This window comes from Kineosporia corallincola, assembly GCF_018499875.1.
Taxonomy (GTDB): Bacteria; Actinomycetota; Actinomycetes; order Actinomycetales; family Kineosporiaceae; genus Kineosporia; species Kineosporia corallincola.
Map to the genome: position 1 here is coordinate 570,380 of NZ_JAHBAY010000003.1, position 23,437 is coordinate 593,816.

A 23,437-nucleotide genomic window follows, 5' to 3' on the forward strand; every position below is an offset into this window, starting at 1 on the left:
GCTGCGATTACTCTCTCAGGAAGGCCAGGAAACGCTCGACGGCGGGGCTGAGCTGTCCCTCGCGGTTCAGCGTGGGCCAGGCCACGCCGATGGAACGCTCCGCCTCCGGGTCGTCGAGCGGCACGTGCACCGCACCCGGCGTGCCGGTCATCGGCTGCGGCACCACGGCCACCCCGAGCCCCGCCGCCACCAGTGCCCGGGCGGTGGCCACCTCCCCCGTCCGAACCGCCACGGACAGGGTGAAACCGGCCTGCCGGCAGAGCTGTTCGGTGAGCAGCAGGAGTTCCGCCCGGGGCCAGAAGGTGATGAAGGGCTCACCGGCGGCCCGGGCCAGATCGACCGACTCCAGGGCCGCCGGGCTGGTCAACGGTGTGCTCCAGCTGGCCGTGAACTTCAGCATGGCGGCGAGCATCCCGGCCGGCCGGCAGGGTTTCGGGTTCGGCGTGAAGCAGTCCGCTCCCCGGCCGCTGCCCTGCTGGCCGGACTGGCGGTGCCCGCTGTCGGGCCTGAGCCTGGGCTGGCGCTGGAGCTACGGCGCGCTGGCCGTGGCGGCGCTCGTGCTGCTGGCCGGCGCCACGCGGATCCCGCGCTCCCCGTCGTCCCCCATGAAATCGCCCTCGGACCCGGAGGTGACCACCGCGACCGGTGACCCGACCGACCCCGGTCACCCCGGTCACCCCCGCTGTCTCGGCCGACCTGACCGCCTCGGCCAACCTGGGTACACCGGCCAACCTGGCCGCTCCGGTCGCCCGTATCACCCCGGTCGCCCGTATCACCCCGGTCGCCCGCGCCACCCGGAGGCCGCGCCGCGGCTGCCGCTGCTGCTGACCGCGGCGGCCATGTGCATCGCCATCGGGGCCGCCACCTCGCTGGTCGCCCTCCTGCCGCAGTGGGCCCACCTGGCCGGGATGCCGACCACCGTGGCCGGGTTCTTCGTCGCCGTCGGCAGCGCACTGGCGATCGCCGGGCGCGTCGTCACCGCCGCCTCCGGAGACCGGCGAGCCGGCCGCAACCTGCCCGTCGTCACCTGGCAGATGGCGCTGGGCGCTGTCGGCCTGGGCATCCTGGCCCTGGGTGGGATACCGGCCGTGGTCGTCGGGGGGCTGATCGGGCTGGCCATCGGCTGGTCGTGGCCCGGCCTGCTGTTCTTCGCCGTCACCCGGCTCGGCCGGGACCGCTCCGACCATGCCGCCGCCGTGGTGCAGGCCGGCGCGTTCGCCGGGGGGTGGTTTCGGCCCGCTGGGGTTCGGCCTGGTCGCCGGGGCGGCCGGCTACCCGGTGGCCTGGTTCGTGATGGCCCTGGGCATGTGCGCGGGCGCGGTGCTGCTGGTGATCGCGCGGCGGCAGTTCGTGCTCGACCTGGAACTGCGCCCGTTCATGCGGGCCGCCTGAGCCTCCCGAAACACGGAAAACCCCCGATCCCTGTGCGGGATCGGGGGTTTTGCCGTTGCCGGATCAGTCCAGGTAGTCGCGCAGCACCTGGGAGCGGCTCGGGTGCCGGAGCTTCGACATGGTCTTGCTCTCGATCTGCCGGATGCGCTCACGGGTGACGCCGTAGACCTTGCCGATCTCGTCGAGCGTCTTCGGCTGGCCGTCGGTGAGACCGAAGCGCATCGACACCACGCCGGCCTCACGCTCGGACAGCGTGTCGAGCACCGAGTGCAGCTGCTCCTGGAGCAGCGTGAACGACACCGCGTCGGCCGGGACGACCGCCTCGGAGTCTTCGATCAGGTCACCGAACTCGCTGTCGCCGTCTTCACCCAGCGGCGTGTGCAGCGAGATCGGCTCGCGGCCGTACTTCTGGACCTCGATGACCTTCTCGGGGGTCATGTCGAGTTCCTTGGCCAGCTCCTCCGGGGTGGGCTCGCGGCCCAGGTCCTGGAGCATCTGGCGCTGCACCCGGGCCAGCTTGTTGATGACCTCGACCATGTGCACCGGGATGCGGATGGTGCGGGCCTGGTCGGCCATGGCGCGGGTGATGGCCTGACGGATCCACCAGGTGGCGTACGTGGAGAACTTGTAGCCCTTGGTGTAGTCGAACTTCTCGACCGCGCGGATCAGACCCAGGTTGCCCTCCTGGATCAGGTCCAGGAACTGCATGCCGCGGCCGGTGTAGCGCTTGGCCAGCGACACGACGAGGCGCAGGTTGGCCTCGAGCAGGTGGTTCTTGGCACGGCGGCCGTCCTCCGCGATCCACTGCATCTCGCGGCGGTTGCGGGGCTCCATCTTCTCGCCGGAGTTCAGCCGCTCCTCGGCGAACAGGCCGGCCTCGATGCGCTTGGCGAGCTCGACCTCCTGCTCGGCGTTGAGCAGCGCGACCTTACCGATCTGCTTCAGGTAGTCCTTGATCGGGTCGGCGGTCGCACCCGCCGTCATGACCTGCTGCGCGGGGGCGTCGTCGTCGTCGTTGTTGGAGAGGACGAACGCGCCCTCCTCCTCCTTCTTCGGCGCGACGGCGGCGGCCGGGGCGGCACCGTCCTTGGCCGCGACCTCGGTGGACTCCTCGGTCTCGTCGTCCGAGTCGTCGTCGGAGCCGCTCTCGTCGGAGTCGCCGTCCTCGGTGTCGTCGACCTCGACGTCCTCGAGGTCGCCCTCGGCGATCTCGCCGTCCTCGATGTCGCCGTCCTCGGTGTCGTCGCCGTCGGCGCCCGACTCCTTGGGCTTGGCGGTCTTCTTGGCGACGGCCTTCTTGGCCGTGGCCTTCTTGGCGGGCTTCGGCTTGGCCGGCTTCGCCTCGGTCACGGTGTCACCTGCGGCGGCACCGGCCGTGGCGCCCACCGTGGCCGTGGCCGTGGTGGTCGTGGTGACCGGCTGGGCCTTCGGGGTCTTGGCGGTGGCCGAGGACACCCGGGACGCGGTGGCCGCGACGGCGCGGCGGGAGGTCTTGGCCTCCTGCGGCACCTCGATCACGACCCCGGCGTCGTCGAGGGCCCGGAGGACGGGACGCATGCGCGCCATCGGGACGGCCGCCTCCTCGCAGGCGACCCGCACGGCGGCAGCGTCAACAGAGCCTCGGCTGGAACCGAGGCGAAGCAGCTCTTGGAGCGCGGGGTGACCGAACTCGGGCGGGAGAGGCCGGGGGGACGGAACCGACGACACGGACTACCTTTCGTCGTGAGCCAGCGAGCTCGCGCGGGCGAACCACGCTGCGCTGCCTACTACGGCTTGAAACTAGGTCTGATGGGTGAGTGAGCGACCCTGTTACTCAACGCAGGAAGGGCCCCGATGATGCCCAGTTAGCGCCGGTGATGGTGAGAGTCCAGCCCAGTCAACTGTTCATTGTTGCACACCTGCGGCCAGCATGAAGAAGCCGCCGCACCCTCCAGGGTACGGCCTGCGACGTGCCTGACCACCTGAATTGCGGCAGGTGCCCGTGCTGTGACGTTCCTGTGACTACTCCCCGCTCACTTCTTTGCCTCCTTGGCCGCCGCTTTGACCGACTTCTTGTACTCGCGCACCTTCAGCAGCGAGTCATCGTCCACCACGTCGGCAACGGAACGGAAACCTTGCAGGCCGTAGTCGCCGGAGGCCTTCTGCCACCCCTCCGGCGTAACGCCCAGCTGCTTGGCCAGCAGGGCGACGAAGATCCTGGCCTTCTGCGGGCCATAGCCCGGCAGGGCGTTGAGCCGCTTGTACAGCACGGGCCCGGTGGTGACGTCGCGCCAGATCGCCGAGGCGTCACCGTCGTACTGCTCGACCACAGCGCGGGCCAGGTCTTGCACGCGGGCGCCCATCGACTTCGGGTAACGGTGCACGGCCGGCGGGCCGGTCATCAGCTCGGTGAAACGGTCGGGGGCGGTGGCCGCCACCAGCTTCGGGTCGAGATCGTGGCTGCCCAGCCGGTCGGCGATCAGCCGGGGACCGGCGAACGCCTTCTCCATCGGCACCTGCTGGTCGAGCAACATGCCGGTGAGCAGGGCGAACGGGTCGTGGCTGAGCAGTTCGTCGGCCGCGGTCTGCTGCGCCAGGCGGATCCGGGTCACCGGATGCCCTGCCGCTCGTCGATGCTGCTCACGCTCAGCGTGTACACCTCGCCGTCGTGGCCGGAGTCGTCGAGCGGGGTGCGCTGGTCGACCTTGACCGCCAGCACCGGGCAGGAGGAGTCGAGCAGGATGCGCTGGGCGCTGCCGCCGAGGATGCGCTTGCCCACCCCGGTGCGACGCCGCAGGCCGATGACGATCAGCTCGGCGGAGGTCTCCTCGGCCACGGCGAGCACGTCGTCGGCGGGCTCGTAGGCGTCGCGGATCCAGCGGATGTCGAGCTCGGGCCCGGTGAGGCCCATCTCGGCGCAGATCGCCCGGACCTCGGCCTCGGACGCCTCGAGCGCCGGACGGCGGGCCCCGTAGGTCTCGGCCGGCTGCTGCTCGGAACTGACCACGATCAGGCGGGTGCCACGCAGGCGGCACTCCTCGACCGCGCGGCGCAACGCGGCCCGCCCCTCGGTCGTGGGCACAAATCCGACCAGTACTGGCATAGGAACCTCCTGCCGGGACGTTACCCCACCGGCCACCCGGGGGACACCGGCAACGTACGGTGAACCCCATGGCCGGCGGCGATGGCAACGGATGGGTGCACTGCGGATGCGGCCGTCGGCACTGGGGCCGCTACGGTGCGGCCGGCCTGGCCCTGATACGGACGGAACCCCGCCCGCAGATCTTGCTTCAGTTGCGTGCCGCCTGGACGCACGAGGGTGGAACCTGGGGTCTGGTCGGTGGCGCCAGGGACAGTCACGAGACTTTAGCCGAGGCGGCCCTGCGGGAGGCCCAGGAAGAGGCCGAGGTCGACCCCGATCTGGTAACGGTCGTGCGGGAGCTGGTCGGCACCGATCACGGCGACTGGGCCTACACCTATGTGATCGGGCTGGCCGACCCGGTGCTCACCGTCGGCGACGTGACGCCGGAGAGCGACGCCCTGGAGTGGGTGGATCTGGACGACGTGACCGGCCGGCTGTTGCACTCGGCGTTCGCCGCCACCTGGCCCCGGCTGCGTGTGGCCGTCACGGAGGAGCTGGCCCGGGTGACGGACCCGGCCGACTCGTAGCCGGTGCGCGCACGGCTCGCCGCACCCCTCAGCTGCTGACGAGCTCCCGCTCCGCGGGCTCGCCCAGCAGCTCGACCAGGATCTCGCCCACGCGTTCCACCTCGACCAGGAATCCGTCGTGGCCGTAGGGCGAGTCGATGACCCGCAGCGGCACGCAGTCCGGGATGCCGGCCACGATCTCGGCGTTCTGCTCGGGCGGGTACAGCCGGTCGCTGGAGATGGCGGCCACGGCCGTGCGGGCGGTGACCCGGCCCAGCGCGGCGGCCACGCCACCCCGGCCGCGGCCGACGTCGTGCGAGTTCATCGTCTGGGAGAGCACCAGGTACGAGTTCGCGTCGAAGCGGTGCACCAGCTTGTCGGCGTGGTGGTCGAGGTACGACTCGACGGCGAAGCGGCCGCCCCCGCCGAGCGGGTTCTCGCCCTGCTGCGGCAGACGGCCGAAGCGCAGGTTGATCTCGGCCTCGGACCGGTAGGTGGTGTGCGCGATCCGGCGGGCCACGCCGAGGCCGTTGTGCGGGCCCTGGCCCGGGCCGGCGTCGTAGTAGTCGCCGCCGCGGAAGTTCGCGTCGCAGCGGATCGCCATCAGTTGCGGCGAGCACCAGGCGATCTGGTCGCCGGTGGCCGCGGCGGTGGAGGCCAGCACGAACAGCCGCTCCACCCGGTCGGGCTGCATGACCGCCCACTCCAGGGCCCGCATGCCACCCATCGAGCCACCGACCACCAGGGCCCAGTGGTCGATGCCGAGGGCGTCGGTCAGCGCCACCTCGGCGGTGACCTGGTCGCGCACGGTGAGGTAGGGGAACCGGCTGCCGTAGGGACGCCCGTCGGGGGCCGGGCTGGACGGCCCGGTGCTGCCCTGACAGCCACCGAGCACGTTCGGCGCCACCACGAACCAGCGGTCGGTGTCGAGCTCGCGGCCCGGCCCGATCAGGCCGTTCCACCAGCCCGGTGTGGGATGTCCCGGACCGGCGTCACCGCTGACGTGGCTGTCACCGGTGAGGGCGTGACAGACCAGCACCGCGTTGTCGCCCGTGGGCGACAACGTGCCCCAGGTCTCGTAGGCCATCTCGACGTTGTCGAGGCGGCCGCCGCGTTCCAGCGGAACGTCGCCGATCCGGACGAAACATCGCCCGCCAGCGGGGTCCCCGGCCCGCCAGGCGCCGGAGGCCGGCGGCACGGCGGGACGGGAAACCTCTTGCTGCGTACTCATTCAGCCGACCTTGATCGCCCGGAATCCGGCCTCGAGGTCGGCAAGGATGTCCGTGATGTTCTCCAGCCCGACCGACAGGCGGACCAGCCCCGGCGTGACACCGGTGGCCCGCTGTTCCTCCTCGGTGAGCTGGCTGTGCGTGGTGCTGGCCGGGTGGATCACGAGGCTGCGCACGTCGCCGATGTTGGCGACCAGGCTGTGCAGCTCGAGGGAGTCGACGAAGCGGCGACCGGCCTCCACCCCGCCCCGGATCTCGAACGCCACGACGGCACCGGTGCCGTTCGGGGCGTACTTCCTGCCCAGCTCGTACCAGGGACTGCTGGGCAGGCCCGCGTAGGCCACCGACAGCACCTCGTCGCGGCTCTCCAGCCAGACGGCCACCGCCTGGGCGTTCTGCACGTGCCGCTCCACCCGCAGGCTGAGCGTCTCCAGTCCCTGGGCGATGACCCAGGCGTTGAACGGCGACGCCGCCGGCCCGAGGTCGCGCAGCAGCTGCACGCGGGCCTTGAGGATGTAGGACAGGTTGGCCCCGAGCGGGCTGCCGACGCCGAGGTCACGGCCGTAGACCAGACCGTGGTAACTGGCGTCCGGCTGGTTGAAACCGGGGAAACGCTCCGGCTGGGCGGCATAGTCGAACTTTCCGCCGTCGACGATCACCCCGGCGATCGCCCCGCCGTGCCCGCCGATGTATTTGGTGGCGGAGTGCACGACCACGTCGGCGCCCCACTCCAGCGGGCGGATGAGATAGGGCGTGGCGACCGTGTTGTCGACGATCAGCGGAACGCCCACCTCGTGCGCCACCCCGGCCACGCCCTCGATGTCGAGCACGTCCTGCTTGGGGTTGGAGATGGTCTCGGCGAAGAACGCCTTGGTGTTCGGCCGGGCCGCCGCCCGCCAGGAGGCCAGGTCGTCGGGGTCTTCGACGAAGCTGACCTTGATGCCCAGCTTGGGGAAGGTGTAGTGGAACAGGTTGTAGGTGCCGCCGTAGAGGCTCGGGCTGGCCACCACGTGGTCGCCGGCCTCGGCCACGTTCAGCAGCGCGAGCGTCTCGGCCGACTGCCCGGACGCCACCAGCAGTGCGCCGACCCCGCCCTCCAGGTCGGCCAGGCGCTTCTCCACCACGTCGGTGGTGGGGTTGTTGAGCCGGGTGTAGATGTTCCCGAACTCCTTGAGCCCGAACAGGTTCGCCGCGTGCTCGGTGTTGTCGAAGACGTACGAGGTGGTCTGGTAGATCGGCAGCGCCCGCGCGCCGGTCACCTGATCGGGGGTCTGCCCCGCGTGGATCTGCCGGGTTTCGAAGGACCAGCCGGTGCTCATCCGCACTCCTCCAGACTCAGGGGCACAGGTGTGTCCCATGCCTTTGAGACGGGTCGACCGGTGTCGACCGCGCTTGCTGTCGCTGACGCGACGGCCTGGTCATCACCCGGGGCACCCCACCGCGGAACGAGGGTTGCCGACCAGCAAGCCGGGGCTTGTCGCTGGTACTCATGACCTGCACTGCACAGTAATTGAGCAAGCCGGGGTTGCCCAGACCGTCTCAGAATCTGGACCCTCACGCCGTCCCCTCCTCGGTGCGGGCATCGGTGCGGGCACCGGGACCGGCCTCGGTACGGGCCTCCACCCAGGGCGGCGCAATGCCTGTGGCGCACAGCATCTCGACCAGACCGGCCAGCCGCGGCAGGACCGTGGAGGGGCCCGGGTTCTCCAGACGCAGCCGCTCGATCAGCAGCCGGGTGCGCACCCCATTGCCCCGGTACCAGGCCAGCAGAGCGAGCACGGCCAGCACCGGGCCGCGTTCGGCGGGCGTGCCGCGCCGGGCCAGCGCGGCCAGGACCTCCTCTCCCCGGCCCACCAGGTCTCGGTCGGGCAGACCGCTGAACAACGGCTCCCAGAGCGTGGTCAGGTCGGGCGGGGTCTGCCCGGCCAGCAACTGGCGCAGGAGCCGCATGCGGGTGGAGCCGGGCACCGCGGCCAGCCGCACGAAAACCGCGTCGCGCAGGTACTGGTCGTGCAGGGGCGCGAACTCCAGCTGATCGGCGCTCCAGCCCTCGGCGTGCCCGAGCAGCGCGTTCCAGGTGCGCCACCAGCGGCGCCGGGCCCGTTCCGCCTCTTCCGCGGGCATCCGCGCCCACACGTCACCGGGCGGGTCGTCGTCGGTCGGGCCGCCCTCGGCCGGGTCGCCGGAGGCCGGGTGCCCGACGTCGGCGATCAGGTCGGCCTCACCGTCGGCCAGCCGGTCACCACGCAGCACGTGGGCCACGGCCACCGCGCTGTTCTCGATCTCGCTCAGCGGCCGGCCGCCGGGTGGACAGCAGTCGTGGTCGGGGCAGGAGAGCGAGCGGAAGGCGGTGGGCGTGACGCCGATGACGTCGTACAGCCTGACCCCTGCCCGCAGCAGGCGCTGCGGCAAAGCCCGCACCACCGGCGGCGGTTCGGCCGCCAGCGCGTCGGGCGCCGCCACCACGGCGATCACCCGGGCCTGCGGCTCGCCGTCGTGATCCGGGCGATCCGTGCTATCGGGGCGATCCGGTCGATCGGGGTGCTCCGGGGTGACGTCGAAGGCCGGTGCCGCCGGGCCGGTCAGCGCCTCGATCGCGGCGTCGACCACCCCCGCCACACCGGCGGGCCCGAACCAGGCCGGTGTCAGGTCGACCCGCAGCATCGCCCCGACCCGCCCGCGCGGGCCGTGCACCGCGACCAGCACCAGACTGTTGAGCGGCCGGAAGCCGAGGGTGTACCAGACGGCGGCGACCAGGTCGGCCGGCCCGGCCGCGTTCACCGCGAGCCCGGAGGATGAGGAGGAGGAGAACATGCCCCGACCATCCCCCGGAACCCGCTCCCCCCAGGGGCTTCCGACCCCCTCTGTGGAAAAGCCGGGCGTCCTGCCGACTGTGGAAAGCACGATTCAGAAGTCGCGGAAGCAGGGACCGCCGGACAGGGCCGCGAGCCCGCGCCGGTCACCCACCTCGAACCCGTCCGTGTGCGACTGGGCGGTCGGCGTGCGGTACATCAGCTCCCCCGGGTCGTCCACGTGGTCGAGCCCGAGCACGTGACCGAACTCGTGCAGCACCACGGCGTCGATCCGGGCCTGCCCGTCACCCCAGGTCGCCACCTCCGACAGGTGCTCCCGGTTCAGGTAGACCACGCCGCTGACGTACCGCCGGCTGCCCGGCGACGCCCCGGACACGGTGTCCGGCCCACCCAGCCCGGCGAACCCCTTCATGTGCGGGTACTCGGCCGGGTCGGTCCATGCCACCAGCACCGGGGACCAGCGGTTGCCGTAGCGCTCGCGGTCCTGGGCCGGGCGGTCCACGATCGGCGCCTCGCCGGTCGGGCCGTCGAAGGTGAAGCGCAGCCCGGTGATCCGCTGCACCCGGTCCACCGCCCGGTCGATCGCCAGTTGCCCACCGGGCGGCGTCCCGGCGGTCCGCACCACGTAGTGCACCGGCCGGCAGGGGTCCCAGCGCACCGGGTCGCCCGAGCCGTCGTCCTGATACTCCAGCAGCTTGTAGCCACCGGTTCCGGACGGGGCGGGGGCCGGTGACGCCAGCGGCACCCGGGACGCGTCCTGCGGCAGGGCCGGGTGCATCGCCCCGCCGCCGCCCCGCAGCCAGCGGCCGGTCGGGTCGGAGGCGAACACCATCGACATGCCCAGCAGCGCGGTCAGGCAGAGGGTGAGGACGATCGTCAGGAAGGAGGATGCGTGGTGCGCGCCGGCCGGTGCCAGGGCAGCCACCGACGGCTCCCGACGGGCCGTGTCCATGACCCAGTCGTCGTCGCCGGGGCAGGACGGCTAGATCCCCCCAAAGGGTGGTGGGCTCCCGGCCCACCCGGCGGGGCCCACGAAAAATGGTGGACGACGAGGAGCCCGGCCGGGCTCCTCGTCGTCCACCATTTCTGACGCGGCTAGCCGACCACCGCGGAGTCGCCGCCCGCCCGCTTCGCCGTGTACATCGCCTCGTCGGCACGACGCAGCCACTCCGGCTCGTCCACCGGGGCGGTCCGCACGGCCACCCCGATACTCGCCGTGACCCGGGCGCCGCCCGACTGCGGGCAGGTGCGGACGGTCTCCAGCAGCCGTTCGGCCAGGGCCACCGCACGCCCCTCCTCGAGCAGCGCGATCACCACGAACTCGTCACCGCCCCAGCGCGCCACCACGTCCTCCAGACGCGCGGCCGTGCGCAGCGCGGCGGAAACCTGCTGGAGCACCACGTCTCCCGCCAGGTGTCCCTGTGAGTCGTTGACCTCCTTGAACCCGTCCAGGTCGATGAGCAGCAGGGCGACCGGCTCACCCGCCGGCAGCGAGGCGGCCTCGGCGATCGCGTCGGCACCGCCGCGCCGGTTCACCAGGTTGGTCAGCGGGTCCAGCCGGGCCGCGCGGGCCAGCACCTTGCGCTCGTCGGCGCCACGCAGCAGATCGACCCGGGCCCGGAAGAGCGCGTCGAGCAGGGTGGAGGTCTCGTCCTCCCGCCGCCCGGCGAGCGACAAGTACTCGACCGTGCCGCTGCCCGGGTCGGCCACCCGGGGGTGCTCGGCCAGCATCACCTCGTGCGCCAGGGCCTGCCGCTCGGAGTCGATGACGTGGTCACGCACCACGGCCAGCGCCCGCGCGCCGAGGGCCGCACCCTCGCCGGCCCGGTCCAGCCGCACCAGCGCGCGAATCATGCCGATCGCCCAGAACACCTGGGCCGAGGCCGCCTCCGGCCCGCGCTCCAGCACGCCGGGGATGCCGGTGAGCCGGTCGAGCGCCTGCGAGGCGTCGCCGAGCATCGCGACCGACAGCGCCGTGAGCACCTCGCACTCCAGCCCGACCACCCGGAAGGTCAGACCGGCGTCGGCCTCCACCGCCCGGGCGATCGTGGCGACCGCCTCGTCGAGCTGGTCGTGATCGGCGGCGAACGGTGGCCGGTGCGCGGCCCGCACCCCGCGCTCGGCGTGCTCGAAGGCCAGGTTGCTGAGCCGGGCGACGCGCTGGTGGCGGGGCAGGTTCTGCTCCACTCCGTCGAGCCGCCGGTGGATCTCGCGCACGCCCTCGGTGACCCCGATCAGCCGGTGCGCCGAGGCCAGCGCGCCCAGGGCCAGCTGCACCTCGGGATCGTGCAGGTCGTCCAGGTCGGCCGCGGCGGCGTGGGCCAGCTGCTCGACCGCCTGCTCCAGCTGCCCCTCCCGGCGCAGCAGCTCGACCAGCAGGCACCGGGCCTGCACCGTGGCGGCGACATGACCGGTGCTGCGGCACAGGGCGATCAGCTCACGGGTGACCATCACCGCGATCGGCGTCTCGCCGAGCGTCATCAGGCACAGCGCCTGCACGTAGAGGGCGGCGGTCCGGGCGCACGGCTCGGGGCCGGCGCGCAGCGCCTCCTCGACCTCGGCCAGCACGTCCTCGGCGAAACCGTCCTGGGCCCGCACCACCCAGTCGGGCCGGGCCGCCAGCACCGCGGCGGAGGTCCACCGCAGGTGTGCGCCCGTCACCGAGCCGGCCAGGGGCACCAGACCGGTGCCGAAGAAGGGCGGCGCCTGGTGGGCGTCGGACGAACTCATGGGGCCCACCTCCTGTGGCTGTCAGGCATCCGGACCGGACGCCACGCACAGTGCGACGTACCGGGCGTTCCGTAGTATTCCGCTCACGCCTGTGCGACGCCCGCTTCTGCCCGGGCGTTTCGTCACCCGAGGTCAGAATCGGTGCCTCACCCGCCGATAAACGACAAAGTATGCGGACGTGTTTCACCTCGGCGAAGAGTTCTCCTGAGACTATTGTCACGATTCGCTATCGCACCACTGCGGCACGTGTCCGCCGTCAGACACCCGTAGCCCGGCGGTCCCGCCCGTCCCGGCTAGGGTTACCGGCAGAAATCCACCGTCGTTCCGCACGGGAGCCAGCCATGTCCGTTCGTCGTGTCGCACTGCTCACCGCAGGTGGTCTGGCCCCCTGCCTGTCCTCCTCGGTCGGGGGCCTGATCGAGCGCTACACCGAGATCGCCCCCGAGGTCGAGATCATCGGCTACCGCAACGGCTACGCCGGCCTGCTCGCCGGCGACCACCTCGACGTCACCCCCGAGATCCGCGAGAAGGCGCCGCTGCTGCACAACTTCGGCGGCAGCCCGATCGGCAACAGCCGGGTCAAGCTGACCAACGTCGCCGACTGCGTCAGGCGCGGCCTGGTGAAGGAGGGCCAGGACCCGCTCAAGGTCGCCGCCGAGCAGCTGACCAAGGACGGCGTGCAGGTGCTGCACACCATCGGTGGTGACGACACCAACACCACCGCCGCCGACCTCGCCGCGTACCTGCACGAGAACGGCTACGAGCTGACCGTGGTCGGCCTGCCCAAGACGATCGACAACGACGTGGTGCCGATCCGCCAGAGCCTCGGTGCCTGGACGGCGGCCGAGCAGGGCGCCGTGTTCGCCCGCAACGTGATCGCCGAGCACTCCTCGAACCTGCGCATGCTCATCGTGCACGAGGTGATGGGCCGCAACTGCGGCTGGCTGACCGCCGCCACCGCCGCCAAGTACCGCGAGTGGGTCACCACCCAGCAGTACGCCGGGTTCGGCAACGAGCAGAACACCTGGGACGTGCACGCCGTGTTCGTGCCGGAGCTCGACATCGACATCGAGGCCGAGGCCACCCGGCTGCGGGCGCAGATGGACGCGACCGGCGCGGTCAACATCTTCTTGTCCGAGGGCGCCGGCGTGGACTCGATCGTGGCGGAGATGACCGCCCGCGGCGAGGAGCCCGCCAAGGACGCGTTCGGCCACGTGAAGCTGGACACGATCAACCCCGGCCAGTGGTTCGCCCAGCAGTTCGCCGAGAAGCTCGGCGCGGAGAAGGTGCTGGTGCAGAAGAGCGGCTACTTCTCCCGCGCCGCCGCCGCGAACAGCGAGGACCTGCGCCTGATCAAGGGCATGGTGGACCTGGCCGTGGAGAGCGCGCTGGCCCGGGTCAGCGGCGTGATCGGCCACGACGAGGAGCAGGACAACCGGCTCCGGGCGATCGAGTTCCCGCGGATCAGGGGCGGCAAGCCGTTCGACACCGGGCAGGCCTGGTTCGGCGAGCTGCTCGGCGCGATCGGCCAGGAGAAGGGCAAGCCGGTCAGCACCAGCCACTAGAACTGCCGGCAGAACTCCGGTGCAACGCCCACCGGCCCGGGAACGTCTCCAGGGCCGGTGGGCGTTTCGTCATTGTTCGAGAGGTAGTGCTGTGGGTCTGATCCGGTTCGTCCTCAACGTCATCTGGTTCGTGCTGGCCGGTTTCTGGCTGGCCGTCGGTTATGCCCTGGCCGGGCTGCTGATGTGCGTGCTGATCGTCACCATCCCGTTCGGGATCGCGTCGTTCCGCCTGGCCGGGTTCGTGCTCTGGCCGTTCGGCCGCACCATCGTGGCGCAGCACGACGCCGGCACGCCGTCGCTCATCGGCAACGTGCTCTGGTTCCTGCTCGCCGGTCTGTGGATCGCGATCGGGCACGTGGTCACCGGCATCGCCCTGTGCGTCACCATCGTCGGCATCCCGTTCGGCTGGGCCAACATCAAGCTCGCCCTGGTCGCCCTGGCCCCGCTGGGCAAGGAGGTCGTCTCCTCCGACGACCCGCGGGCCGTGCCGGTGGTCTGGGCGTAACCCATTTGAGCTGAGGGGCGGGGATGCACGAGTCTTCTCCCCATGTCCGCAACACTGCTCGCCCGCGATATCGCCGCCGGGCACGGCGACCGTCAGCTGTTCACCGGTCTCGACCTGGTGGTCGCCCCCGGCGACGTGGTCGGCCTGGTCGGGGCCAACGGGGCGGGCAAGTCCACCCTGCTGAAAATCCTTGCCGGGCTTGACGATGCCGAGAACGGCAAGGTCTCGCTGAGCCCGGAGCAGGCCACCGTCGGCTACCTGCCGCAGGAGCACGAGCGGCGCCCGGGTGAGACCGTGCTGGAGTTCCTCTCCCGGCGCTGCGGCATCACCCGGGCCCAGGCCGAGCTCGACTCCGCCACCGAGGAACTCGCGAACGGCGGTGACGGCGACGCCTATTCGGTGGCGCTGGAGCGCTGGCTCGCGCTCGGCGCGGCCGACTTCGACGAGCGGGCCGAGCAGGTCACCGACGAGATCGGGTTGCGTTCCGGTCTGGTCGGCGGCCTGGGGACGACGATGAGCTCGCTGTCCGGTGGCCAGGCCGCCCGGGCCGGTCTGGCCTCGCTGCTGCTCAGCCGCTACGACGTCATCCTGCTCGACGAGCCGACGAACGACCTCGACCTGGACGGCCTGGCCCGGCTGGAGCGTTTCGTCACCGACCTGCGCCCCGGAGTCGTGGTGGTGAGTCACGACCGGGAGTTCCTGGCCCGCACGGTGACCCGGGTGGTCGAGCTCGACCTGGCCCAGCAGCAGGTCAGCGTGTACGGCGGTGGTTACGAGGCCTACCTCGAGGAGCGTGAGGTGGCCCGGCGGCACGCCCGCGAGGCCTACGAGGACTACGCCGACACCAAGGCCGGGCTGGAGGAACGCGCCCACACCCAGCGCAGCTGGATGGACAAGGGCGTGCGCAACGCCCGGCGCAAGAAGACCGACAACGACAAGTTCGTGCCCGCCTTCCGGGCCGAGTCGGCCGAGAAGCAGGCGGCGAAGGCCCGTCAGACGCAGCGCATGATCGAGCGGCTGGAGGTGGTCGAGGAGCCACGCAAGGAGTGGACCCTCCAGTTCGAGATCGCCACCGCCGCCCGCTCCGGCGCCGTGGTGGCAACGGTGGACGGCGCGGTGGTCGAGCGCGGCGACTTCCGCCTCGGGCCCGTCACCTTGCAGATCGACTGGGCCGACCGGATCGCGATCACCGGTCCCAACGGCTCGGGCAAGAGCACTCTGCTCTCCCTGCTCCTGGGACGCGTCGAGCCGGCCTCCGGACGGGCCTCGCTGGGTTCGGGCGTGGTGGTCGGCGAGATCGACCAGGCCCGCTCGGCCTTCACCGGTGAGGCCACGGTGGCGCAGGCCCTCGGCGCGCACGTGCCGGACTGGCCGGACGCCGAGGTGCGCACCCTGCTGGCCAAGTTCGGTCTCGGCGCGCGGCACGTGCTGCGACCGGCCGGCACCCTCTCGCCCGGTGAGCGCACCCGGGCCGGGCTGGCGCTGCTCCAGGCCCGCGGGGTCAACCTGCTGGTGCTCGACGAGCCCACCAACCACCTCGACCTGCCGGCCATCGAGCAGCTGGAGCAGGCGCTGGAGTCGTTCGGCGGCACGCTGCTGCTGGTCTCGCACGACCGGCGCATGCTGGAGGCGGTGCGGGTGACGAGGCGCCTGAGCGTGTCGGCAGAGAACGGGGTGGGCACCGTCCGGGAGGAGTGACCGCCACATCGATCCACCCCGGGTGATCAGGTCGAAGTGTTGTTGTCGGTGGTCGCGGGCAGAGTAGTGCCGTGCTCCTCTCCGAGATCGCCGCGGCCTCCGAGGCCGTGGCCGCCGCCTCCGCCCGGCGCGACAAGATCGCGCTGCTGGCAACCTGTCTGCGGCAGGCCGCGGCGGGGCCGGGCGCCGATGCGCCGGTGGTCGCGGCCTGGCTCTCGGGGCGCACCTTCCAGCGCCGCACCGGTCTGGGCTGGGCGTCGCTGCGGTCGGCTCCCCCGCCCGCGCAGCAGCCCACGCTCACGGTGCGCGAGGTCGACGACGCCCTGGCCCGGGCCTCGCTGCTGACCGGGCCGGGCTCGGCCACCGAACGGCAGATCATCGTCACGTCGCTGCTGGCCACCGCCACCGCGCCCGAGCAGCGCCTGCTCACCGGCCTGATCTCCGGCGAGCTGCGGCAGGGCGCCGCCGCCGGGCTGCTGGTCGACGCCGTGGCCTCGGCCGCCGCGGTTCCCCTGGCCTCGGTGCGCCGGGCCCTCGCCGTGCACGGCGACCTGCCCGACGTGGCCGCCGCCGCGCTGGAGGGCGGTGCGAGCGCCCTGGCCGCGTTCCAGCTCTCCGTCGGCCGGGCCCTGGCACCGATGCTGGCCGCGCCCGCCCCCGAGCTCGACGCCGCGCTGGCGAAAACCGGCCCGGCGGGCGTGGAGTGGAAGCTCGACGGGGTGCGTGTGCAGATCCACCGGCAGGGCGACGAGGTGGCCGTGTTCACCCGCACCCTCGACGACATCACCGCCCGGGTGCCCGAAGTGGTCGAGGCGGCCAGGGGTCTCACCGCCGGCACCACGATCATGGACGGCGAGGTGCTCGCCACCACGGCCACCGGCCGGCCCGCACCGTTCCAGGTCACCTCGGCCCGGGTGGCCCGGCGCGACGTCGAGAAGGGCCGCGCCGCCACACCTCTCAGCCTCACGCTGTTCGACACGCTGCACGTCGACGGCGACGACCTGATCGACCTGCCGGGCTCCGCCCGGCGCGCCCGGCTGGAGGCGGCGGCGCCGCACCTCGTCGTCCCCCGGCACCTGGTCGAAGACCCCTCCGACGCCGCCGAAGTGGCCCGCGCGCAGGCGTTCTCGGCCGACACGCTGGCCCGGGGCCACGAGGGTGTGGTGGTCAAGTCGCTGGCCGCGACCTACACCATGGGCCGGCGCGGGGCGGGCTGGGTCAAGGTCAAGCCACGCATCACGCTCGACCTGGTGGTGCTCGCGGCCGAGTGGGGGCACGGGCGGCGCACCGGCAGGCTGTCCAACCTGCATCTGGGTGCCCGTGACCCGGAGGGCGAGTACGGGCCGCCGGGCGGATTCGTCATGCTCGGCAAGACCTTCAAGGGCCTGACCGACCAGATGCTGGCCTGGCAGACCGAGCGATTACGCGAGCTGGCCGAGCGGGAGTCGACGTGGGTCGTGCACGTGCGTCCCGAGCTGGTGGTCGAGATCGCCTTCGACGGGGTGCAGCGCTCGCCGCGCTACCCGGCCGGCCTGGCCCTGCGGTTCGCCCGGGTGCTGGCCCACCGGCCGGACAAGCCCGCGGCGCAGGCCGACACCATCACGACGGTGCGGGCCCATCACGTGGTCGAAGAGGAAGACGGCGCCGTCACGGCGCACGGGTCCGAGGGAACGGAGCAGGGTTGACGCGCGACGACGAGACCGGGGCGATCACGGGCGGAACAGCCGGGGTGCGGGAGGCCGGGCACATCACTTCGCACGATCTGACCGATGACGCCCCGCCCGAGCACGAGGGCCGGCTGGTCCTCGCCGGGCTGCTGCTGTTCCTCGGCACCACGCTGCTCGGCGGGTTCGTGCTGATCCTGGTGCTGGTGGCCACGGTGCTGCCCGAGGTGCCGGAGATCGACCAGGACGTGTCCACCGGCCTGCACGGCTACGTGCTGGACCGGCCGCTGCTGGGCGACGTGCTCACTGTGATCGGGCATCTCACGGAACCGTTCGTGATCCGCGCCGTGTTCCTGGTGCTGGCCGTGCTGCTCTGGCGGCGCGGGGCGCGCCGGGCCGTGGCCTGGATGGCGGCCACCCTGGTGATCGGTGGCGTGCTCAATCCGCTGATCAAGCTGCTGGTCGACCGCACCCGCCCGGACCTGCCCGACCCGATCTACCTGGCCTCGGGGTCGAGCTTCCCGTCGGGCCACACCACCAACGCCGTGATGTTCGCGGGCATCGTGCTGGTGCTGCTGGAGCCAAGTCTGCGCCACCACGTGCGGCTGCCCTCCGACGGCCGGTCGGTTCGCGGCACCGGCGGGCGCGTGGCCCTGTGGCTGGCAGCCCTGCTGTTCCCGGTGTTCGTGGCGCTCGACCGGCTCGGGCTCGGCGTGCACTACCTGACCGACGTGGTCGGCGGGTACTTCTTCGGCCTGTCGGTGCTGATGATCACCCTGGTGGCGTTCAGCCGGAGCAGCACGCTCCAGCTGTGGCCGCGCAGACAGCCGGCCGGGCCGAAAAACTGACCGGGCAGCGAACGGGACGGCGCCGAGCGGGTCAGGAGCTCAGCGTCGTCCACCATTGGCCACCGACGACGAGCGGCGAGCCGACTACACGAGGTGGTCGAACTCGCCCTTCTTCGCGCCGTCGAGCCACGCGTCCCACTCACCGGGAGTGAACGAGAGCACGTCGCCGGTCTCGCCCTGCTTGGAGTAGCGCACCTCGATCATCTCGCCGTTGCGCCGCATTTCGACGAACTCGTCGCTGTTGTCAGCGCCGCTCGCCTTGATCCATGTGCTGTCGATGCTCATCGCGAACTCCCCGTATTCCGGAAATCACCGAACATCGGCAGCGTACCCAGTGTTGTCGCGGTCGGTCACACGGATCGACCCCGATGTGACCAACCCGCTCTAGGCGTCCCCGCGGCCCTTGCGCTCGTTCTCCTCGGCCAGGAAGCGCTCCAGCTCGGCACCCAGCTCGTCGGCCGTGGGCAGCTCACCCGTGCGGTCCGCGAGCGGCAGGGCGTTGGCCTCGCCCGCCACGTAGGCGTCGTACTGCTGCTCCAGGGCGCTGACCACTGCCGCCACCTCGGGCTGCCCGGCCACCTGCTCCTCGATCGCGGCCCGGGTCTCGATGCCCGCCTCGATCAGGGTGCCGGTGGGCAGGGTCAGGTCGGAGGCGTCGGCGACCGCGTCGACCAGGGCGACCGCGGCGTCGGGGAACTCGGCCTGGGTGAGGTAGTGCGGCACGTGCACGGCGAAGCCCGCCGCGTCCTTGCCGGCCTGGCCCAGCCGCAGCTCCAGCAGACCGGCCACGTTGCCCGGCACCTGCACGTTGCCCTGCCACACGTTCTTGATGTCGATGAGGTTCTTGCGGGTGGCGTGCGCCGTCATCCCGGAGGGCCGGGTGTGCGGCACGGCCATCGGGATCGCGTGGATGCCCAGGGTGAGCCGCACGTCGTAGTGCTCGACCAGCTGGGTCACCGCCGCCACGAACCGCTCCCACTGGATGTCCGGCTCCGGGCCGGTCAGCATCAGGAACCCCTGGCCCTGCACGTCTTTGACCTCTTCGAGCACGAGCTGCGGCGCTTCGTAGCTCTCCCAGTGGTTCTCCATGAACGTCATGGGAGGGCGGCGCGCGCGGTAGTCGTACAACTGGTCCACGTCGAACGTCGCGACGACCTTGTGGTCGAGCGAGCTGAGCAGGTGCTCCCCGGCCAGCCGGCCGGCGTTGCCCGCGTCGATGAAACCGCCGAGAGCGTGCACCAGCACGGGGCGTTCGAGCGTTCCCTCTTCGGGCTGCTCCTCGGCGAGCGTGTACAGATCCCTGGGATCCAGCACGAGCGTCCTCCTCCATCGCCGGGCGCGGCTACCACCGTCGCGCATTGTGCTCGTTCCGGCCCGTTCCGCGACGGCGTCGACTCAGGCATCGACGCTCAGAAACGGGCACCCGGCGCGTATAACGCTACCGGCCCGTCGCTGAATCCCCGATTCGGTGTCCACTCTCAGCGAACAGGCCGTTCCGGCGCGGTCGGCGTGCGCCCGGCTCACCGTGCGGTCACGGAAGGTCACACACCGGTGCGTTCCACCGATGTGCGACCTCCCGCCCTGGAGCGTCCGGACCACCCGGCCGGGCGTCCGGGCGCACCGTCGCCCCGCACTACTCCGCGTCGCCCTTCTCACCCGGCGCCGACTCCGGCGCCGGCGTCGTGGGCGGGACCGGCTCGTCCTCGGCCAGGATGCGGTAGATCCGGCGGCGGGCCTCGTCGAGCGCCTCACGGGCCCGCTCGACCTGCTCGTCGGAACCCAGCTGGGCGATCTGCTGCGTCGCCTGCCCCAGCGCGCCCATGCCCTCGAACAGGGTCATGACCCGCTGACGCTGCCCGGGCCCGGCCATCGACCAGGGCTCGGTGTGCTCCGCCGGGTTCTGCCCGACCGTCTCGTGCCCGGCGTCGGTGATCGAGAAGACCTTGCGGCCCCCCTCGGCGTCCTCCGCCTTGACCAGCCCCTCGTCCTGCAACTGCTGGAGCACCGGGTAGACCGACCCCGGGCTGGGGCGCCACAGACCGCCGCTGCGCTTGGTCAGCTCGTTCATGATCGCGTAGCCGTGGTAGCCCTGACGCGGCTCCTCGTCCAGCAGGGCGAGGATCGCGGCGCGGACGTTGCCCCGGGGACGACGCCCTCCCCGGCCCCGACCGCCGCCCCGGCCCGGTCCGTCACCGCCGGGACCCCAGCCCCCACGGCCGAAACCGCCCGGACCGAACCCACCCGGACCGAACCCACCGGGGCCGAAACCGCCCGGACCGAACCGGCCGAAACCCCGCCGTCCGCCGGGGAACGGACCGCCCCCGCGGAACTCGTCACGGTGGTCGTCGTCCTCCGGGAAGTCGTTCGGGTCGATCCCGCCGCGAGCGGCCCGAGGCCCGAAGCCCGGCCCGAACCCAGGGCCGAAGCCAGGACCGAAGCCAGGGCCCCGCCCGGAACCCGGGCCGTGCCGGTGGCCGTGGCGACGGTGACCGAACTCCGGCCTGCCCTCACGACCTTCACGGCCTTCACGATCGGGGCTGAACCGGCCACGGCCCCGGCGGCCACCGCCTCCGCGGCCCGGCCGCTCACCGTCGCCGGACCCGTCCGGGGAACCCCAGGCCGGTCCGTCGTGGTTGTACTCCTGCGTCTGCTCGTTCTCCTGCGTGCGCATCTGCTGCTCCTTCCGAGCTGTCGTCCGTCGGTGAGCCACGGCCCGAAGACCGGCTCCCAGAACTTCTGATCGGCGCTTCTTCATCGCCGTCCCCCTTCTATCGATACGTTGACGATATATCGCTAACGTATCGCTGTCGATAGGGTTCCCAGGGGGAATGTGGGGCGGGCGCCCGCTCGTCATGGGCGGGAGAGCCCACCGGCATCGGATCCGGCGGGGCGGAGGGCGCAGACCTGGAGGGCGCCGGCGGACCGGCCTGGAGGGCAACCTGTCCACCGGTCCGGAGGGCAACCTGTCCACCGGCCTGGAAGGGACGCCGCCCCGCAGACGGAGAGGGACGCCGACCCGCCGGCCCGGAGCCCAGCCGACCCCCGGACGCGACGCGAAGTCGCCTCACCAGCCGGGAGGGAAGTCACCTCACCAGCCGGGAGGGAAATCGGCTCACCAGCCAGGAGGGAAATCGGCTCACCGGCCGGAAGTGAGGTCAGCTCACCAGTCAGGAGGAAAGTCGGCTCACCAGCCAGGAGGGAACGCCGGCCCACAGGCACGAAGGAACGCGGGCTCGCCGGGGCCGAGAGGCGCAAGCCCCCGAGGTGGAGTGACGCAAGCACCCGACCGCAGGGACGCAAGCCCGCCGTCACGGGGAGATCCGGCCTTCTGGTGCCGATCGACGTCTAGTAGGTGAGCGGGCAGGTGGCGCCGATACGGCCGAGGGCGCCGGCGTCACGGATCGAGCAGATCAGCAGATCCAGCAGATCAAGGGCGGCTGGGCCCGCAGCGGGAGGAAGCCCGCCCCCGCCGCGAGACCCGGCCTACCCCGCCCCCGCATCCTGCGAAAGATCCCGCGCCACCTCGACATCCAGGGGGTAGCGGGCCGGGTCCCAGTCGTCCTCGGTCAGCGCCCACTGATTGTCCGGCTCGTGCCCGGGCGTGGCCACGGTGAGGCGGTTGCGCGGAGGCAGGGGCTCGGCGGCGCGGGTGGACTCCAGCACCACCCGGGCGGCGCGCCCCTCCAGCACCAGGGTGGAGATGGCGTTGCCGAACAGCGGCCCGCCGACCACCCACCAGCGCATCAGGGTCTCGGGAATGGTGCGGGGACGGGTGAACAGCACCCGGGCGAGCCGGGTGACCGGACGCGTCCAGGACACGCTGAACGCCAGGCGCATCACGCCCGGGATCGTGTTGTGCACCGGCGAGCAGGTCAGCTGGTACACCTTCGAGGGCTCGGCGGGCACCGTCCCCATCAGCGGGGTCACGTCGGCCTCGCAGACGTAGCTGTGGTGCACGTCGCCGGACAGCACGCAGACCGTGGCCGGCGCCCGCGAGCCGCGTTCGCCCGCGGCCACGTCGGCGATCAGCCGGGCCAGCCGGTCGAACGAGTCGTGGAACGCCGGCCAGTGCTCCAGATCGGCCGCCCGGCGCAGCTTCTCGCCGAATCCGGACCGCAGCCGGCCGGGCCCCTCGGCCAGGTGCTCGCTCCACGCCTCCACCTGGTGTACGGCCGGAGCCATCAGCCAGGGCAGCGAGGTACCGATCAGCAGGTGGTCGTAGTCGCCGATGACCCGGTCGGACACCCAGTCGAACTCGGCGTCCGACAGCATCGAGCGGGTGCCGCCGTCGAGCATGCGCCCGCACCGGGAGTCGATCACGACCAGCCGGGTGTTCCCCAGGTCGCGCCAGAACGACCAGCGGTAGCCCTTGCCGCCGTCGGCCTCGGCGTCGGCCATGGCGGCGAACTCGCGCAGGTACGGCGCCGCGTCCTCACCCTCCGCCGCCAGCGCCCGCACCCGCTGGTACACCGCGTCGTCGGCCAGCTCGTCCGGCGAGAGGTTGCCGATGTGCTGGTACACCCAGTACGACACCAGGCCGCCGAGGATGCGCTCGGACCACCACGACGTCTTCTTCACGTCGGCCCGCCAGGAGCGCGAGGTGTTCCAGTCGTCGTGCACGTCGTGGTCGTCGAAGATCATCGCGGTCGGCACGGTGGACATCAGCCAGCGGATCTGCGGGTCGCTCCAGGACTCGTGGTAGAGCCAGGTGTACTCCTCGAAGTCGGCCACCTCACCGCCCGGCGGCTGCGACAGGTCGCGACGGGTGGCGATGCGCTGCCGGGTGAGCTCGGTGGTCTCGTCGGCGTAGACCTGGTCGCCGAGCATGACCATCAGGTCCGGCCTGCCCCCGTCCGGATCGGTGGCGATCCGCACGGCATAGGCCTCCAGGGCGTCCACCCCGTACTTCCGGCGCCCCTCCACCGTGCGCTGTGTGGGCACCCGGCACGAGCCGAAGGCGATCCGCTGGGCGCGCCCGGGTTCCAGCGTCCGAATGGTGGACGACGGGAGCCCAGTGACCCGCCGGGACCTGTGACCCGACTGTGAAAGTGCCGAGGGACCGGACGAACTCGGGGAACCGGATTCCGACACGCCGGGCGTACGAGACTGTTCCGAATCTCGCACCGGTGGCCACACCAGGTCACCGTTGAGACGCACGTCATAGTCCAGCACCGCCCCCTCGGGCAGGCCGGTCACCTGCACCAGGGCGTAGTGATGGCCGCTGACCTCGAAGGTCGTCTCCTGGGCGCCGAGCACGGACACCTCACAGCGGGTGTCCACCTCGACCCAGACAGTGGCGTGAGAGGGGCCTACGTGCCGTAGGACAGGACCGAGGATCAGGGAGGGCACGTCCCCTTCGTACCGCA

20 protein-coding genes, 1 pseudogene and 1 riboswitch are annotated in these 23,437 nt (G+C 71.8%); of the genes and pseudogenes, 8 read left to right on the forward strand and 13 right to left on the reverse strand.

Features of this window, described 5'->3' with window-relative positions; all coding sequences use genetic code 11:
- Window positions 1-7: 7 nt before the first annotated feature.
- Entirely contained in the window at window positions 8-400 is a 393-nt protein-coding gene (locus KIH74_RS09850) for a LysR substrate-binding domain-containing protein (RefSeq protein ID WP_214155501.1), read from the reverse strand.
- Here KIH74_RS09850 and KIH74_RS39170 point away from each other — a divergent pair.
- Together KIH74_RS39170 and KIH74_RS36110 are read left to right on the forward strand one after the other, a co-directional pair.
- Window positions 399-1,166 (forward strand): annotated as a pseudogene (locus tag KIH74_RS39170) (MFS transporter); the annotation flags it as partial. The gene KIH74_RS09850 and the pseudogene KIH74_RS39170 overlap by 2 nt on opposite strands.
- A 19-nt stretch (window positions 1,167-1,185) precedes the next feature.
- Window positions 1,186-1,392, forward strand: a complete 207-nt coding sequence (locus tag KIH74_RS36110) for a hypothetical protein (RefSeq protein ID WP_246571938.1) — start codon at window positions 1,186-1,188, stop codon at window positions 1,390-1,392.
- A gap of 63 nt (window positions 1,393-1,455) precedes the next feature.
- On the opposite strand, the gene KIH74_RS09860 is transcribed toward KIH74_RS36110, so the two are convergent.
- From KIH74_RS09860 to KIH74_RS09870, 3 genes are all read right to left on the reverse strand, one after another.
- The gene (locus KIH74_RS09860; protein ID WP_214155503.1) at window positions 1,456-3,099 is read right to left on the reverse strand and encodes an RNA polymerase sigma factor; all 1,644 of its coding nucleotides are present in this window, start codon (window positions 3,097-3,099) and stop codon (window positions 1,456-1,458) included.
- A 305-nt stretch (window positions 3,100-3,404) separates the two neighbouring features.
- The gene (locus KIH74_RS09865; RefSeq protein WP_214155504.1) at window positions 3,405-3,983 is read right to left on the reverse strand and encodes an HhH-GPD-type base excision DNA repair protein; all 579 of its coding nucleotides are present in this window, start codon (window positions 3,981-3,983) and stop codon (window positions 3,405-3,407) included.
- Window positions 3,980-4,474, reverse strand: a complete 495-nt coding sequence (locus KIH74_RS09870; protein WP_214155505.1) for a universal stress protein — start codon at window positions 4,472-4,474, stop codon at window positions 3,980-3,982. Before KIH74_RS09870 ends, KIH74_RS09865 begins: the two co-directional genes overlap by 4 nt.
- A gap of 68 nt (window positions 4,475-4,542) precedes the next feature.
- On the opposite strand from KIH74_RS09870, the gene KIH74_RS09875 reads away from it, so the two are divergent.
- Window positions 4,543-5,040 carry an NUDIX domain-containing protein gene (locus KIH74_RS09875; protein ID WP_214155506.1) on the forward strand — a complete coding sequence of 166 codons (498 nt, stop codon included), beginning with the start codon at window positions 4,543-4,545 and terminating at the stop codon, window positions 5,038-5,040.
- A 28-nt stretch (window positions 5,041-5,068) separates the two neighbouring features.
- Here KIH74_RS09875 and metX read toward each other — a convergent pair whose 3' ends face one another.
- The 5 genes from metX to KIH74_RS09900 all read right to left on the reverse strand — a co-directional run bounded on the left by metX (window position 5,069) and on the right by KIH74_RS09900 (window position 11,791).
- Window positions 5,069-6,250 carry a homoserine O-acetyltransferase MetX gene (metX, locus tag KIH74_RS09880; protein ID WP_214155507.1) on the reverse strand — a complete coding sequence of 394 codons (1,182 nt, stop codon included), beginning with the start codon at window positions 6,248-6,250 and terminating at the stop codon, window positions 5,069-5,071.
- Window positions 6,251-7,567 carry a bifunctional o-acetylhomoserine/o-acetylserine sulfhydrylase gene (locus KIH74_RS09885; protein ID WP_214155508.1) on the reverse strand — a complete coding sequence of 439 codons (1,317 nt, stop codon included), beginning with the start codon at window positions 7,565-7,567 and terminating at the stop codon, window positions 6,251-6,253.
- Window positions 7,568-7,631: 64 nt separating this feature from the next.
- A riboswitch (SAM riboswitch) is annotated at window positions 7,632-7,743 on the reverse strand.
- A 59-nt stretch (window positions 7,744-7,802) separates the two neighbouring features.
- The gene (locus tag KIH74_RS09890; RefSeq protein ID WP_214155509.1) at window positions 7,803-9,062 is read right to left on the reverse strand and encodes a DUF4192 family protein; all 1,260 of its coding nucleotides are present in this window, start codon (window positions 9,060-9,062) and stop codon (window positions 7,803-7,805) included.
- Between the two features lie 93 nt (window positions 9,063-9,155).
- Complete coding sequence (locus KIH74_RS09895) at window positions 9,156-10,013, reverse strand: matrixin family metalloprotease (RefSeq protein ID WP_214155510.1); 858 nt, start codon at window positions 10,011-10,013, stop codon at window positions 9,156-9,158.
- Between the two features lie 143 nt (window positions 10,014-10,156).
- The gene (locus KIH74_RS09900) at window positions 10,157-11,791 is read right to left on the reverse strand and encodes a GGDEF domain-containing protein (RefSeq protein WP_214155511.1); all 1,635 of its coding nucleotides are present in this window, start codon (window positions 11,789-11,791) and stop codon (window positions 10,157-10,159) included.
- A 341-nt stretch (window positions 11,792-12,132) separates the two neighbouring features.
- Between KIH74_RS09900 and KIH74_RS09905 the strand changes: the two genes are divergently transcribed.
- The 5 genes from KIH74_RS09905 to KIH74_RS09925 all read left to right on the forward strand — a co-directional run bounded on the left by KIH74_RS09905 (window position 12,133) and on the right by KIH74_RS09925 (window position 18,071).
- Complete coding sequence (locus KIH74_RS09905) at window positions 12,133-13,356, forward strand: pyrophosphate--fructose-6-phosphate 1-phosphotransferase (protein WP_214155512.1); 1,224 nt, start codon at window positions 12,133-12,135, stop codon at window positions 13,354-13,356.
- 100 nt (window positions 13,357-13,456) lie between these two features.
- Window positions 13,457-13,861, forward strand: coding sequence for a YccF domain-containing protein (locus KIH74_RS09910; protein ID WP_214155588.1), 405 nt, complete (start codon window positions 13,457-13,459; stop codon window positions 13,859-13,861).
- A 42-nt stretch (window positions 13,862-13,903) separates the two neighbouring features.
- A complete protein-coding gene (locus KIH74_RS09915; protein WP_214155513.1) occupies window positions 13,904-15,559 on the forward strand; it encodes an ABC-F family ATP-binding cassette domain-containing protein in 1,656 nt (551 codons plus the stop codon).
- 71 nt (window positions 15,560-15,630) lie between these two features.
- On the forward strand, window positions 15,631-17,244 hold the full coding sequence (locus KIH74_RS09920; protein ID WP_214155514.1) for an ATP-dependent DNA ligase: 1,614 nt from the start codon (window positions 15,631-15,633) through the stop codon (window positions 17,242-17,244).
- On the forward strand, window positions 17,241-18,071 hold the full coding sequence (locus KIH74_RS09925) for a phosphatase PAP2 family protein (RefSeq protein WP_214155515.1): 831 nt from the start codon (window positions 17,241-17,243) through the stop codon (window positions 18,069-18,071). The genes KIH74_RS09920 and KIH74_RS09925 overlap by 4 nt, the downstream gene beginning before the upstream one ends.
- 84 nt (window positions 18,072-18,155) lie before the next feature.
- On the opposite strand, the gene KIH74_RS09930 is transcribed toward KIH74_RS09925, so the two are convergent.
- From KIH74_RS09930 to KIH74_RS09945, 4 genes are all read right to left on the reverse strand, one after another.
- Window positions 18,156-18,356 (reverse strand): DUF397 domain-containing protein, encoded by a 201-nt coding sequence (locus KIH74_RS09930; RefSeq protein WP_214155516.1) that lies wholly within the window; start codon window positions 18,354-18,356, stop codon window positions 18,156-18,158.
- A gap of 99 nt (window positions 18,357-18,455) precedes the next feature.
- The gene (locus KIH74_RS09935; RefSeq protein ID WP_214155517.1) at window positions 18,456-19,385 is read right to left on the reverse strand and encodes a proteasome assembly chaperone family protein; all 930 of its coding nucleotides are present in this window, start codon (window positions 19,383-19,385) and stop codon (window positions 18,456-18,458) included.
- Between the two features lie 319 nt (window positions 19,386-19,704).
- Entirely contained in the window at window positions 19,705-20,742 is a 1,038-nt protein-coding gene (locus KIH74_RS37595) for a PadR family transcriptional regulator (protein ID WP_214155518.1), read from the reverse strand.
- A gap of 812 nt (window positions 20,743-21,554) precedes the next feature.
- Complete coding sequence (locus KIH74_RS09945) at window positions 21,555-23,420, reverse strand: alkaline phosphatase D family protein (protein WP_372492016.1); 1,866 nt, start codon at window positions 23,418-23,420, stop codon at window positions 21,555-21,557.
- Between the last annotated feature and the right edge of the window lie 17 nt (window positions 23,421-23,437).